Source organism: Vibrio sp. 10N.261.55.A7 (assembly GCF_002877365.1).
Classification (GTDB): Bacteria; Pseudomonadota; Gammaproteobacteria; order Enterobacterales; family Vibrionaceae; genus Vibrio.
This window is the reverse complement of the sequence record NZ_MCWZ01000280.1, coordinates 1-11,879: the sequence shown is the minus strand read 5'-3', so window position 1 is coordinate 11,879 and position 11,879 is coordinate 1. Positions and strand designations below refer to the sequence as shown.

Here is an 11,879-nt window from a genome sequence, read left to right as displayed (position 1 = left end):
CAACCAGATAAATAAGAATTACTCTCATTAAAAGTAAGGGTATTAAAATCGCAAAAGGGCTCAATTAAGAGCCCTTAAAAATCACGGTCGGGTTTAGAACTCGTGATCAGCCGTGTCAGGCGATAGGTTGGTAATACCAACGATCTTAGCCGCACGTTCAATCGATACTGTTTGATCAACAAGAGAGATGATTGTTTCGTTCACTAACGCATTACCTTTCGCGTTATTTGAAGCAATCAGTTGGTCAAAGGCTTGACCATTCTTCTCAGCAGAAACCACCAGTTGACCTACTTGAGAGCGAGTTACGTCAAACTGCTTTTGAATTTCTTGCGCCGCTTGCTTATCTTTTTGAGCAACCAAGTCGTGGATGCTTGGGCCAGAAAGCAGTGTGCCATCTTCACGCTTGTACAAACCGGTATAAACGTTGTAGATACCTTGCTCGTTGTAGTAGTGAGAGTTGTGCGTGTTGTCTGAGAAACAATCGTGCTCGTCTTCCGTTGAGTTCGCTTCTAGTGCTACTTTCATACGTTCGCCAGCAAGTTCACCTAGAGACAAAGAACCCATACCAAATAGCATTTTACGTAAGCCATTTTCTGCAGAACCATTCACAAGCTCTTCACGGTAGTTGCCTTTTTCATCCGCAGACCACTGCTTTTCCATCCACTCTAGATCTTGAACAAGTAGATCAGCAGCGCCACGTAGATACTCACCACGACGTTCACAGTTGCCATTAGTACACGCTTCACCTACAACATAATCCGTATAAGGACGCTCACCAGCACCCGCATCAGTGCCGTTCAAGTCTTGTCCCCAAAGTAAGAACTCAATCGCGTGGTAACCAGAAGCCACGTTAGCTTCAGAGCCGCCAACTTCATTAAGGTCAGCAATCGCGTTAGCAGACAGGTCTGACACATCTAATGATGTCGCACCAATCTGTAGTGATTTGTTCGCAACGATATTCGCTGATGCGCCTTCATTACCCAGTTCATATTGGTAATCAGCCGAAACGTAATCGATAAGGCCTTCATCCAGTGGCCATGCGTTAAGTTGACCTTCCCAGTCATCAACAACGGCATTACCAAAACGGAATACTTCAGACTGTTGGTATGGCACGCGAGAATCAAGCCACGCCTGTTTCACATCCAGTAGGCCTTGTTCAGACGGCGCCGCTAGAAATGACTCAATCGATTGGTCAAGTGTTTTAGCGGTGGTCACTGCATCAGAAAATACAGCGTGGGCGATATCGGCGTAGTGTTCTACCACTTGATCTTCCGTCACGGTCGCAGCAAATGTAGACGCACTGGCAAGCACGAATGAGGCCGTGATAGACGTACCTAAAAGAGTTCTTAATTTCATCAAAAGCATCCTTGTTGAGCTCAATTTTCTAATTCTAATTGCTAGTGCTAATTATTCTCATTTGCACTATTAGTTGCGATAATACAAGTTTACAATTTTTTTTCAATAACTATCAGGAGCTTCATTGACAATATGAATGATTGATAATTTGAAATTTCAACAATTGAGACATAACCACACTTTTTGCAGGTGGTTAAACGTGAGCGCTAGTCAAAAAATGAACAGCATGGCATGCAATTAAGTTGACCTTACGGTCAGTTTTAACATAAAATTCACAAATTGGTCGATAGGCTAAGCTAGTAGTACAGAACTCAAATGGATGCCATGAGTAGGAGAACTCACATGAAGCTAACAATTCGCGCCAAGGCCATTATTTCAACGGTCATCGCAGCACTCATGATCATCGGAGTGCTCGGGATGTACTCCGTCAACGCCAGTTGGAATATATTGCTAAACAAGACCTTTGAACGTGAACTTCCTGCCGTGCTTGGTGAAGTCAGCAATGATCTCACCGCTCAGTTAGAAGCCCCTGTTATCACCTCACGTGTACTCGCAAGCACTCCTCTCTTTACTCAGTACTCAAGTTCAACCTCTCAAGCAGACATCAACGCGTTTTTGGCCGCCGTTAAGCAAGAGTTCCAAGCCATTACGTCTTACTTTGTTTCTGGCGATGATGGAACCTACTACATTGCCGAAGGTATCCTGAAGACGCTGGATAAATCAGACAGTGGCGACCAGTGGTTTTATCGCTTCATTGAATCAAGCAAGACCTTTGAACTCTCTTTTGATATCGATAGCGCAACGGGCACGCCAACCATGTTTGTTAACTATGTCGTGATGAATAACGGAAAACGCATCGGTGTGGCGGGTATTGGGTTAACACTCGATAGTGTGACAAAACTGATTAGCCAATACCGAATCGGTGACAATGGATACGTCTTTTTAGTCGATCAATCTGGAAGCATTAAGATTCATCCAGACAAATCGAAGATAGGTCAAACGCTTCAAAACCTAGGGATTGATGACAGCGCCCCATTGCTCAACCCAAGTGAGACCGTGGTACAAGAAATCGAGTTGGAGGGTGAGGTACAAGTTATCGGTGCTCAGAACCTGGAAACCATCGGCTGGACTCTTATCACCATTGAGCCAAGAAGCGACGTACTGTTTGAACTCAAAGCGTTCAGTCAAACCATGATCTGGATGGCACTGCTGATCGCGGCGATTTATATCCCTATTGCAGCCTGGTCAACCAACAAGTTACTTGCCCCGTTTGCTCATGTAGCTTCTCTACTGGAAGACATTGGTAAAGGCGGTGGCGATCTCACTCACCGACTTGACGACACTCGTCATGATGAAGTGGGGCAAATTGCCAAGGGTTACAATCAGTTTGTTCATTATTTAGCTGAACTGCTGCGTGACATCTCTAACACGGGTCAGGAAATATCGAACTCGGTACAAAGTGTTGACCAAATGGCGCATTCAATGGAAGAAGAGATCAAGCAGCAAACCAGTCAGATTGAACAAGTGGCAACCGCCATTCATGAGCTGGGCGCTAGCTCATCAGAGGTCGCAGCCAGTGCTGATGGCGCCGCGACGAGTGCAACCTCAGCCATGTCCTCGATTGATATTGGTCTACAAGCCGTTTCTGTTACCTCAGAAAGCGTCAACGACATGAATTCACAGCTGAGTGAAACGACGAATGTTGTCAATGAACTTGCCCAAGATGCAAGCTCAATCGATACGGTGCTGGATGTGATCAGTGGGGTGTCAGAACAGACCAATTTACTCGCACTTAACGCGGCAATAGAAGCAGCGCGAGCCGGAGAACAAGGGCGCGGTTTTGCGGTGGTTGCCGATGAGGTAAGAACGCTCGCATCTCGAAGCCAAGCATCCACCGAAGAGATTCGCGCCATCATTGAAAAACTACAAAAGCGCACTGAAGACGTGGTGTCTGCCATCTCCACCAGCGCTGAATTAGCGGGGCAGTGCCAAACAGAAGCGTCGAAATCGGAAGTTCAGCTCACGTCCATTTCTTCTGATGTCAGTGAAATGAACAACATCAATATGCAGATTGCGACCGCAACCAGCGAACAATCCAATGTGGTGAGCGAGATATCACCACACGTCACGAACATCTCTGAAATAGCGCGACAGAACGACGAGAGCGTTGAGAAAACCGCCCAAGAATGTGAGGCATTACGCCAGAAAGCGCAACACCTTGAGGCGCTTGTGAGTCAGTTTAAATTTTAATGAACACACTCTTTGAGCATGTCATCAGGCCAACCCTACGTGGCGTTGGCCAAGTCGCGTTAATTAACAATGCCGCCACGGGGTTATTGTTGCTTGTGGCTCTCTTTTTTCATGATCTCACGACCCACAATCTACTCGAATCACCCTGGACAAGAGTTCAACATTCGCTGACCTTTGCCACCTTAATTGGCGCACTTTCATCGTTACTCGTGGCGAGAATATTGTCTGTTGAGTCTGAGGCGATCAACCAAGGCCTCTATGGTTACAACGGCGCGCTAGTGGGCATTGCATGCATGACTTTCTTTTCACCCAACAGTCTACTGCTCGTTCTTATTGTTCTTGGTGGCGGCGCAACTTCTCTTATCATGCGATTTTGGCGTTGGAGGGTGTCGCCTTTTACCTTTCCATTTTTATCGATTATCGCCATGATTTTCTTTGCCGCGGACTGGCTTGGGCTGACACTGAAAGGTGGTTCACTCCTCATTGAAGAGACCTCCCACCTGAGTTATTTCAGCCATGCTATGTTCAACGGCATTGGACAGGTGCTCTTTCAGCAGGGATTGGTATTCAGCCTGGTCGTTCTTTTCGCTATTGCCATTCACTCAATGAATACATCGATATGGGCAGTGCTTGGGGCGGGGTTTGGGCTGACTACCGCGTTTATTTTGTCTCTCGTCGGTGGGGAAGCATCACTCGATCTCATGACGCTTTCGCACAATGAGCAGGCCGTTCACATCATGTATCAAGGGTTGTTTGGTTTTAATGGCGCACTCGTTGCGCTGGCGTTATCTCAAATTTCAGGCATGAGTAAACCCGCTATTTTCGCCGGTATAGGATTGGCGAGCACCTTGGCTTATGTCGGTATCCTATTGAAACTCACCTTATTAACCTTTCCCTTCGTGTTCAGCGCGTGGATCGTGATAACAATCGTCAACACATTCAATACTGAACCTCGAACGCAAGAGAAGAGCGCAGGTTAGCGAAGTAAGCCCGTTAAAGGTTGCCATCAATAATAAAATTGGCGCCTTGATGGGTCTTGGCATTCTCATCTTTTGGATTGCGAAGGTTGCAACTTTCCAGCGACAGACACCCACAGCCAATACAACCATCCAGATCTTCTTGCAAAGATTTCAGCATCTTGATTCGATGATCCAACATTTCATGCCATGAACTGGCGAGCTCTGCCCATTGCTTCTTACTGGGCGCTTGATGCTTGGGCAGTGGCGACAAAGCCTGCGAAATTTCTTCAAGAGTCAGCCCCACCTGCTGCGCCGACTTTATAACCGCAATACGCCTTAACACGCTTCGGTGGTAACGCCTTTGATTACCCTGATTTCTCCAGCTCGTTATAAGCCCTTTTCGTTCGTAAAAGTGCAGCGCTGAGCTATTCACCCCAGACCGCTTAACCACTTCACCAATGCTGATATCCATATTTGCTCCTGTACCCACGCTTAATTAGTCAACAAAAAGCTTTACCTCAACTTAAGTTGAGCTTTTACAGTACCACACAAGCTAGGTTAAAAAATGGAATGCAACGATGAAAAACAAAACCCCACCCTATTTAACGGGTCGATTCTTTGATGGTATCTCATCAGGATTATTCATGATGGCACTGCCCTGGATCATCTTACAAACACCCAATATGGGCACCTTCGTGGCGCTCACGGCATTAGCTTGCACAGCGATTTCATTTGTCTTAACGCCGATTTTTTCTACCCATATTGATAGGCGTTCTCGAAAATCGCTGTTGATTTTGAATCAGGTCATTCAATCTGCAACCGCGATGACGGTGGTTATTCTCTATTGGCTCGGTTGGCAATCTCACTGGATATTGGCAGGCGCACAATTGCTGTTCTGGGTTTCAAGTAACTTTGCGTGGCAAACCAATAATGCGTTTACCCAAGAGAATTACGACAAGGAAGAGTACGCGTCGATTTCGGGTTACCAAGAAGTCATCATGCAAACCACAACTTTGGGTGCTGGAGCGCTAGGAATTGTGTTACTTGAACATTGGGGCATGGTGGAGTTTGGACTGTTTGCTTCGACCGCTTCCGGTATTGCTGCGCTTGCTTATTTGGCCACGCCTTACCGCCAAAGAATAAAGACACAGCTGAAGCAGTCGTTTTCTGCTCAAGTGTTTGAGAGTGCCTCTATATTTAAGCAGGCACCTCAATTCTATTTGTTCCTGCTCTTGTCGAGCCTCTCTTACCCGATCCTCACTTTTCTGGGGAAACTCGTGCCCATTTGGTTTGCCGAAAACAATATAGAAGGGAGTTGGTACGCAGCGTATAACATCAGCTTTGGCGCGGGCTCTCTATTAACAGGTTTGTTGGTGAGCCGTATTTTATCAAGATTCCAACATCAGCACGCGATGCAAACATCGATGTTTATTCTCGTTCTCATGTTGCTTGGAATGGCAATATTTCCGCACCCCATTTACCTTATTGCTTTCACCTTTGGATTTGGTTTTTTCAATGCCACCAACCGCATTGCCAGAGTGAACCTGATGCACCATACCGTTTCAGTGCACCAACGCGGTCGTGTCGATGGGGGAATAACGATGTTCTCTACCTTAGCGCAAAGTCTCAGTTACGTTGTGATTGCTCTGCTGAGTCATTACCAATACACCGAATATGGATTCTACATCGCAGCATTGGTTGTCCTGATCGCCAGCGTCATGATGCTTGCGAGCAGCAATTCATCTAACCGAACGACAAGCAACAATACGTCCAAAAACAGGAGCTCAAAAGCGGCATCTTCCACTCACAATGCGCCCGCTTAAACTGGATGGCCAGAATGGATTGCGATTCACCGAACTCTGGCCTCACCACGATAAGGTTCTATTATGCCGTAACGCCTACAGTGGACGCTGGCTGATGGGGTGCTTGGTCACTGATCAGCGTCTGACGATTGAGCGCTCGTAACAACTGAAGCAGCAGTAGAACGCCAGTCACACCAAGCCCGATACCAATCCCTCCCCAGATACCACCTAGCTCAAAGCGTGACATTAGCCACCATGCCGATGGCAATCCAAACAACCAGTAACCAATCGCGGTCACAAACATAGGCGCGACCACAATTTTCATTCCTCTCAGAAGGTTAATCGCCAATAGTTGCCATGCATCAACAATAAAGCTCAATGCCACGACCCAAATAACCGCTGACAACATAGTCACAAGTTGCGGATCATCAATGCCAAAGAACATCGCGACAAACTCAGGCCACACAATAAAGACTGCCGCCAAGATGAGACTGATCACGGTCACTAAGAGAAAACTATTCCAAGCCGTTTTTTTCATCTCTGGGTAGTTTCCTGCACCAAAATCTCTACCCACTAAGATCGCGGCAGCCTGAGATAAACCGAAGTTGACGTTCCACGTGAGACTCAAGCACTGAAGCAGGATCTGATGCAGCGCGAGAGCCGCAATACTGATGGTGCCCGCCATTAAAGTGCCGCCATAGATCAGGCCATGTTCGAGTAAAGCCGCGAGCGCGATAGGCAGGCCCATAGCCAGTAATGGTTTAACGAGCTTCAGAGAATACTCTTCCGTATTCTTCCACGGCGAGAACGGGCGAAATTCTTCTCGTTGGAATACCCATACGCCATAGCCAATGGCAACGATGGTAGCAGACAGTGCCGTCCCTGCTCCTAAGCCCGTTAGCTCAAGACCAAATGTAAATGCCAATACATAGCTAATAGGGATATTGATAATGACGGTAATCAAAGACATGACTAACACAGATCGTGTATGCCCAAGTGCGCTGGTTAACCCGCGAAACACCAGTAGCAGTAAAGATGGGAAAATCGCCCATTTCAATGCATCCACATACACCATCGCCAACGTAATCACTTCGATTGGCTGTTGCGCTTTTTCGAGTACCCAAGGCGCTAAATGGAAGAAGCCCAATAGCACGATAGAGAGGATGACCGAAAGCAGCACTGCCCCTTTCACCGCATAACGAATCTGTTGATTGCCAAACTCTGGGCGCGCAACACGTTGACCGTAGGCGATGGCAATGAGATTCGCAACGCAACCCACGGTACTGCTGGCGATTATAAATAGGAAGAAATAGACCGAGGCACCTAACCCACCCGCCGCAATAGCCGTGACGCTGATTCGCGACATCATCCATACATCGGTCAACACCAATGCCATGGCAATGAGCTGAGATATGATTAATGGGAATGCGAGCGAGAGTATTTTTTTCATATCGGCCTCTTATATTTTGGCTAACTTTAAGAGGAAAGCAGGTGGCTTTCAAATGATTAATAAGTCACACTGACATTCTTAAAACTCATACGAAAGGAGTCGATTTATCAGCCCTTATTCAAATTTACCGCATTCAAACAATGCACTCAGAGCCTTTGAAGCCGTTGCAAGGCTGGCGAGTTTTACATTGGCAGCGGAAGAGCTGTACGTCACGCAAAGTGCGGTAAGCCGGCAAGTGAAGCTGCTAGAACAAGAACTCGATGTCCCTTTGGTCATACGTCATCATCGCTCTATTGAATTGACAGAAAAAGGGGTGCAGCTTGCCCAAGCGCTGAATCAAAACTATCAAGCACTGCAGGTTCTCTTTGAATCTTGGCAAGCGCCTAAGCGAGAGAAAATCGTGATAAAAGCCGCGCTCACCTATGCCACACGCTGCCTTATTCCTAAAATACATCAACTCAGTGATCGCTACCCTGAACATGACATCGTCATCATTCCTTCTCTCGAAGAGGAAGCCAGCCTCAATGATGGTGATTACGACCTACTGATTTTCAGCTCTCGTAAAAAGAACAGCTATCATGACCTGCGTCATGTGACCTTTTTGCGTGATGAGTACATGGCCCCAGTTTGTCGCACCAGCAGTACTGTGGAGAATCAGGACATCGATTCCCTGTTAACGATGCGAAGACTGCATTCAACATTGGGTCATGATGATTGGAATGACTGGCTAGCATCGCATCCCAATGCGCCTTTAGGCCCAGTGCGTGACACCACCTTTTTTACACTCGATCTTGCTCTGAGTGCCTGCCTATCTGGTCAAGGGTCAACCGTGACGGATCTGCTGCTCATTTTACCAGAGCTTCAGCAACAGTTTTTGTATTGCCCCGTCGGTACAAAGGTGAAACCTGGAGCATGGCAATACTATTGCCACAAGCGAACGCAAACTCCCATCATTGAAGAAATCATTGAATGGATTGTAACGATCACACAACAAGATATAGAGGCACTCAATGCTTTAGCAAGGCAAAACGATTGGAGCGATGTGGGCAAGATTAGCCAAGAAGGGTAATAACTAGAAAAATAGAAGCGAGAAGCACAGCTCAACAAGAGTAAAGAATGATTTAAGGTCGGCACTCTTTACCTAATGACTCTCTCAATAAAGAAGACGCGAACACTAAAGCTCGATTTCAACCCATCACTCTTGCTCTAGCCGTTGCTTTTCTGCTTAAGCTTATTTGAAAACGCCAGCTTCGTACCATTGAACTTAAGGTAAGAAAGCAACGTTTTCACATTTGCCTTTCCCTCTTCGCTAAATTCTAAACCATAGCGAGAGTAATGAGCTGAGCGTTGCAGGTTACAAATGGTGCCAATCAAAGGCGGACATTTAGGCTGCTCTAATGTTCGGTGTAAACCAATGGTGACTTCGTCTCCCACTTGAAAGCTCTTGCCCAGCGGAGGGGTAAAGAAGCGGCAGCCACTTTTTGATAAATCTCGGATTTCACATTGCGTGTTCCCCGAGTCTTGCAATACCGCACCCATTAAATTGATATCATATCGCGCTTCTTTTCTTAGCTGAGTGACCCGCATACTATTAGGAATAGAGATGGCGATCATCGAAATCGGCTCTTGAATGATATGCTGAATTTGAGATTGAAAATGTATCTTTGCGCCTTCTCCGCGGGGAGAGATGGCACGAACATTCAACTTAAACCCTGTTTGAAAAAAAAACTCAAACTCATCTTTTGGTAAATGAGGGGTTTCAACCAGCACAAGGTTATCAGGGTGAGTGCCAAGAAATCGGCTAGCGCATTGGTATTTTCTTCCGATCGGAGTTGAAATCGTCATGGTCAATTCGCTGCCATGTTCAACCATATCTAGTGCATCGGTACTATTAATGGTGCTGACAACGCCATCTGACCTTCCAGAAGAGGCCACTTCCTTTTTAGTTGCTTCGATGCTCATAGGATCTCCGTTCGATGTTGACGGCGATTTTACTATATTCTCAACAATATCATTAACAATTATTTATACAAACCATCAATAATTTGTAGATGTACACATTTTTGTCATCAATTCGCATGCCCTTTTCTGCATTAAATCTGACAGAGTACTTGCTCTTCAAGCGTCCAACTGAGGGATTCTTCACCATGTAATCGAGTACATACGAATTCTGAGCGCTAACCATTCATGCATGAAATCAATTCACCACTAACAATTTACAGTGCAAATTCAGCCGTCAATCACTCACCTTACACTAGATCTAAAAATAACATCAGAACGGACGCCGTGATGTTTAACTCTTTTATTTTCGGGGCGTTAGCTCTATTGAAAACGAACAGTTCGCTCGGAAATACCGATGTAAATCGCCCTGCGAATTCACAAGCATCATCTTTTTTAGCAACGAACGTCAGCCAGAATGCGTCATTCCGCCTGTTGCCAATACCCATGATAATCCTGCAAATTTGTCAACAATGATATCAATAATGACAAGTTAGTTAATAACACTTTAATTAAACATTTAAACCTCGTTAAAAACCCAAAAAATCACGTGATGGTAGTCACATCAATTAACGATCTTGGATTATTTACTTTTTTATTTTTAAGAATGACTGATAACCTCCTGCTCGCTTCAAAACGAACTTGAAGTGCATAAAAATAAGGAGTGTTCTCAATGAATGCAAAAAAACCAATGTCGCTTACCGGACGCATTATTCTTGGTATGGTAGCGGGTATTTTAACAGGGTTCGCCGTTCGATTCCTGTTTGGTGATGAAGGCTTTGTTCACACATACATCGTGAATGGCCTATTTGAAGTGGGTGGCAAAATCTTTATTGCCAGCTTGCAAATGCTTGTTGTTCCACTTGTCTTCGTTTCGCTCGTCTGCGGCACGAGTTCTCTAAAAGATTTATCGACCCTAGGCCGCATGGGGGGTAAAACCCTGGCGTTTTACATCGTCACCACCGCTGTTGCCATCACACTGGCACTGACAATGGGCACGCTATTCCAGCCAGGAGCAGGGGCAGACTTAACGGCCGCGGCTTCTTTCCAGTCCGCCGAAGCACCGTCTCTTGGGCAGGTTATCATTAACATGTTCCCAACCAACCCTATCAATGCGATGGCAGAAGGTAAGACACTGCAAATTATCGTCTTCGCTATCCTATTTGGTATTGCGATCAGCACCGCAGGAAAATCCGGCGAACGCATCGCGAGCCTTTTCGTTGACCTAAACGCTGTGATCATGAAGCTCGTTGCGCTACTGATGCACATTGCACCATTCGGTGTATTCTTCCTCATGGCGAAGCTATTCACAGGACTGGGTTTAAGCGCGATTTGGAGCCTAGCGGGTTACTTTGCGGTGCTTGCAGGCACACTTCTGCTGCACGGTTTGGTGACATACAGCGTATTACTTAAAGGGTTAACGGGATTAAGCCCAATCACCTTCTTGAAGAAGATGGAAGATGCGATCATGTTCGCTTTCTCCACCGCTTCTTCAAATGCCACCATGCCTGTAACGATGGAAACGGCGAAAAACCGCCTAGGCGTTGATAACAAAGTCGCCTCGTTCACTATCCCACTAGGCGCGACAGTGAACATGGATGGCACCGCGATTATGCAAGGCGTGGCCACCGCATTTATTGCTCAGGCTTTCAACATTGATTTGACCATGTCGGACTATCTAGCGGTGATCTTAACGGCAACGTTAGCATCGATTGGTACGGCGGGGGTTCCTGGAGTGGGTCTGATCATGCTGGCAATGGTTCTTAACCAGGTCGGTCTACCGCTCGAAGGCATTGCACTGATCATGGGTGTGGATCGTCTATTAGATATGATTCGTACTGCGGTTAACATTACGGGCGACAGCGCGGTAACCATGATCGTTGCGAAATCAGAAGGCGCATTGGATGAATCAGTCTTCAACGATCCAAGCGCAGGTGAAAAAGAGGAAGAGGTTCATTTAGCGAAAGCTTAACCTTCACTCTGCTTCTGCATAGCAACAAACACAACATTGAACCAAGCCCGAATGATTAACGTTATTCGGGCTTATTTTTGGTTCATCGCGAC

9 protein-coding genes are annotated in these 11,879 nt (G+C 46.3%); 5 read left to right on the top strand and 4 right to left on the bottom strand.

What is annotated here, in order from left to right:
• Positions 1 to 93: 93 nt before the first annotated feature.
• On the bottom strand, positions 94 to 1,356 hold the full coding sequence (locus BCU12_RS13225) for an imelysin family protein (protein WP_102404721.1): 1,263 nt from the start codon (positions 1,354 to 1,356) through the stop codon (positions 94 to 96).
• A 342-nt stretch (positions 1,357 to 1,698) separates the two neighbouring features.
• On the opposite strand from BCU12_RS13225, the gene BCU12_RS13220 reads away from it, so the two are divergent.
• Together BCU12_RS13220 and BCU12_RS13215 are read left to right on the top strand one after the other, a co-directional pair.
• Positions 1,699 to 3,606: a methyl-accepting chemotaxis protein gene (locus BCU12_RS13220; RefSeq protein ID WP_102404720.1), complete on the top strand. Its 1,908-nt coding sequence runs from the start codon at positions 1,699 to 1,701 to the stop codon at positions 3,604 to 3,606.
• Entirely contained in the window at positions 3,606 to 4,586 is a 981-nt protein-coding gene (locus BCU12_RS13215) for an urea transporter (RefSeq protein WP_102404719.1), read from the top strand. Before BCU12_RS13220 ends, BCU12_RS13215 begins: the two co-directional genes overlap by 1 nt.
• Before the next feature lie 13 nt (positions 4,587 to 4,599).
• Here the strand turns inward: BCU12_RS13215 and soxR are convergent, their stop codons facing one another.
• Positions 4,600 to 5,037 carry a redox-sensitive transcriptional activator SoxR gene (soxR, locus tag BCU12_RS13210; protein WP_102404718.1) on the bottom strand — a complete coding sequence of 146 codons (438 nt, stop codon included), beginning with the start codon at positions 5,035 to 5,037 and terminating at the stop codon, positions 4,600 to 4,602.
• 106 nt (positions 5,038 to 5,143) lie between these two features.
• Between soxR and BCU12_RS13205 the strand changes: the two genes are divergently transcribed.
• Positions 5,144 to 6,388, top strand: coding sequence for an MFS transporter (locus BCU12_RS13205; RefSeq protein WP_102404717.1), 1,245 nt, complete (start codon positions 5,144 to 5,146; stop codon positions 6,386 to 6,388).
• A 61-nt stretch (positions 6,389 to 6,449) separates the two neighbouring features.
• Here the strand turns inward: BCU12_RS13205 and BCU12_RS13200 are convergent, their stop codons facing one another.
• Positions 6,450 to 7,817 (bottom strand): MATE family efflux transporter, encoded by a 1,368-nt coding sequence (locus tag BCU12_RS13200; protein ID WP_102404716.1) that lies wholly within the window; start codon positions 7,815 to 7,817, stop codon positions 6,450 to 6,452.
• A gap of 106 nt (positions 7,818 to 7,923) precedes the next feature.
• Here BCU12_RS13200 and BCU12_RS13195 point away from each other — a divergent pair, with 106 nt between their 5' ends.
• Positions 7,924 to 8,886: a LysR family transcriptional regulator gene (locus BCU12_RS13195; protein WP_102404715.1), complete on the top strand. Its 963-nt coding sequence runs from the start codon at positions 7,924 to 7,926 to the stop codon at positions 8,884 to 8,886.
• Positions 8,887 to 9,023: 137 nt separating this feature from the next.
• On the opposite strand, the gene BCU12_RS13190 is transcribed toward BCU12_RS13195, so the two are convergent.
• Positions 9,024 to 9,779 (bottom strand): flagellar brake protein, encoded by a 756-nt coding sequence (locus tag BCU12_RS13190; RefSeq protein ID WP_102404714.1) that lies wholly within the window; start codon positions 9,777 to 9,779, stop codon positions 9,024 to 9,026.
• A gap of 709 nt (positions 9,780 to 10,488) precedes the next feature.
• Between BCU12_RS13190 and BCU12_RS13180 the strand changes: the two genes are divergently transcribed.
• Positions 10,489 to 11,787, top strand: coding sequence for a dicarboxylate/amino acid:cation symporter (locus BCU12_RS13180; RefSeq protein ID WP_102404712.1), 1,299 nt, complete (start codon positions 10,489 to 10,491; stop codon positions 11,785 to 11,787).
• The last annotated feature ends 92 nt before the right edge of the window (positions 11,788 to 11,879 follow it).